General features: G+C 71.9%; 2 protein-coding genes. One reads left to right on the top strand and one right to left on the bottom strand.

What is annotated here, in order from left to right:
- Positions 1-13 precede the first annotated feature (13 nt).
- A complete protein-coding gene (locus A2U95_RS03010) occupies positions 14-1,222 on the bottom strand; it encodes a pyridoxal phosphate-dependent aminotransferase (RefSeq protein ID WP_166020681.1) in 1,209 nt (402 codons plus the stop codon).
- Between the two features lie 84 nt (positions 1,223-1,306).
- Between A2U95_RS03010 and A2U95_RS03005 the strand changes: the two genes are divergently transcribed.
- Entirely contained in the window at positions 1,307-1,891 is a 585-nt protein-coding gene (locus A2U95_RS03005) for a winged helix-turn-helix transcriptional regulator (protein ID WP_166020680.1), read from the top strand.
- The last annotated feature ends 87 nt before the right edge of the window (positions 1,892-1,978 follow it).

Genomic DNA, 1,978 nt, shown 5'->3' with positions numbered 1-1,978 from the left:
CGTCCCGGGCGCGTCATTGGCGGTAGCCGGACAGGAAGCGGCCGATGCGGCTGATGGCGGTGTCCAGCACATCGGTGTGCGGAAGGGTGAGGATGCGGAAGTGGTCCGTGGAGGGCCAGTTGAAGCCGGTGCCCTGCACCACCTGGATCTTCTCGCGCAGCAGCAGGTCCAGCACGAACTTCTCGTCGTCGACGATCCGGTGCACCTCGGGATCGATGCGCGGGAAGGCGTAGAGGGCGCCCCTGGGCTTCACGCAGGAGACGCCGGGGATCTCGTTGAGCCTCTCCCAGGCCCGGTCCCGCTGCTCGCGCAGGCGGCCGCCCGGGGCGGTGAGTTCGCGGATGGACTGCCGTCCGCCGAGCGCGGCCTGGATGGCGTACTGGGCGGGCGCGTTGGCGCACAGCCGCATGGAGGCCAGCATGCCGAGTCCCTCCAGGTAGTCGCGGGCGTGCTCGCGCGGGCCGGAGACGACCAGCCAGCCGCTGCGGAACCCGGCCACCCGGTAGGTCTTGGACAGGCCGCAGAAGGTCAGCACCACCAGGTCGGGGGCGAGGGCGGCCGCCGGGTGGTGGACGGCGTCGTCGTAGAGGATCTCGTCGTAGATCTCGTCGGCGAACACCATCAGCCCGTGCCGGCGGGCGAGGTCGAGGATGCCCTCCAGCACCTCCTTCGGATAGACCGCGCCGGTGGGGTTGTTGGGGTTGATGATCACGACCGCCTTGGTGCGGTCGGTGATCTTCGACGCCATGTCGGCGAGGTCCGGGTACCAGTCGGACCGCTCGTCGCAGAGGTAGTGCACCGCCTTGCCGCCGGCCAGCGTGGTGACGGCGGTCCACAGCGGGAAGTCCGGGGCGGGGATGAGGATCTCGTCGCCGTTCTCTACGAGGGCCTGCACCGCCATGGAGACCAGTTCGGAGACCCCGTTGCCGAGGAAGACGTCGTCCACGCCGACCTCGACGCCGCGCGCCTGGTAGCGCTGGGCGACGGCCCGGCGGGCCGGGAGGATGCCGCGGGAGTCGGTGTAGCCGTGGGCCTGCGGCAGCATCCGGATCATGTCCTGGAGGATCTCCTCCGGCGCCTCGAACCCGAAGAGCGCCGGATTGCCGGTGTTGAGGCGCAGGACGCTGTGCCCGGCCTCCTCCAGGGCGTCGGCGTGCTCGATCACCGGGCCGCGGATCTCGTAACAGACCTCGCTCAGCTTGCTCGACTGGCGGAACTCCATCGTGTGCCCCTCGGGTTCGTGGTGTTGCTTGGTTTTACCAAGTGGGCACTTGGAAAGTCCAACCTGTTGTCTAGACTGCCGGTCATGTCACCTCGCCGAAGCTACGACCAGTACTGTTCCGCCGCGCGGGCGCTCGACCTCGTGGGCGACCGGTGGACCCTGCTGATCGTCCGGGAGCTGCTCGCCGGACCGCGCCGCTACACCGACCTGCACGCCGACCTGCCCGGCGTCAGCACCGACATGCTGGCGACGCGGCTGAGGGACATGGAGCGGGACGGCCTGGTGACCCGGCGCAGGCTGGCTCCGCCCGGCAACGCGAACGTGTACGAACTGACGTCACGCGGACGCGCGTTGACCGGTGTGCTGCACGCGCTGGGGGAGTGGGGCGCCGGCGGCCTGGGCGACCGCGGGCCCACCGACGCCGTACGGGCCCACTGGTTCGCCCTGCCGCTGCTGCGGGCGCTGGAGGACGCGGGCGTGCGCGGGGTGGTGCAGGTGTCCCTCGAGGAGGGCGAGTTCCACCTCCACGCGGGGGCGACCGAGGGGCCTGCGTACGGACTGGGGGCGGCCCTCGTGGAACCGGACCTGCGCCTCACCCTCGACACGGAGACCTGTCTGGCCCTGGCCCGGGGGGAGCTGGACCCGGAGGCCCTGTCGGCGCGGGTCTGAGCGGCCGCCGGGCGCCGGCCGGCACGCGGGCGCGGGGCCGCGCGGGGCCTCCCCGCGGATCCTGCCGCCCGGGCGGCGCGGGGCGCC

The sequence above is a fragment of the Streptomyces chilikensis genome (assembly GCF_001642695.1).
GTDB lineage: Bacteria > Actinomycetota > Actinomycetes > Streptomycetales > Streptomycetaceae > Streptomyces > Streptomyces chilikensis.
Note: the sequence above shows the minus strand (reverse complement) of the source record. Positions and strands in the feature narration are given on the sequence as shown.

What these genes read in the sequence shown, in the direction of transcription:
- A2U95_RS03010 (WP_166020681.1), bottom strand. Translation starts at nt 1,222, where the DNA reads ATGGAGTTCCGCCAGTCGAGCAAGCTGAGCGAGGTCTGTTACGAGATC.
- A2U95_RS03005 (WP_166020680.1), top strand. Translation starts at nt 1,307, where the DNA reads ATGTCACCTCGCCGAAGCTACGACCAGTACTGTTCCGCCGCGCGGGCG.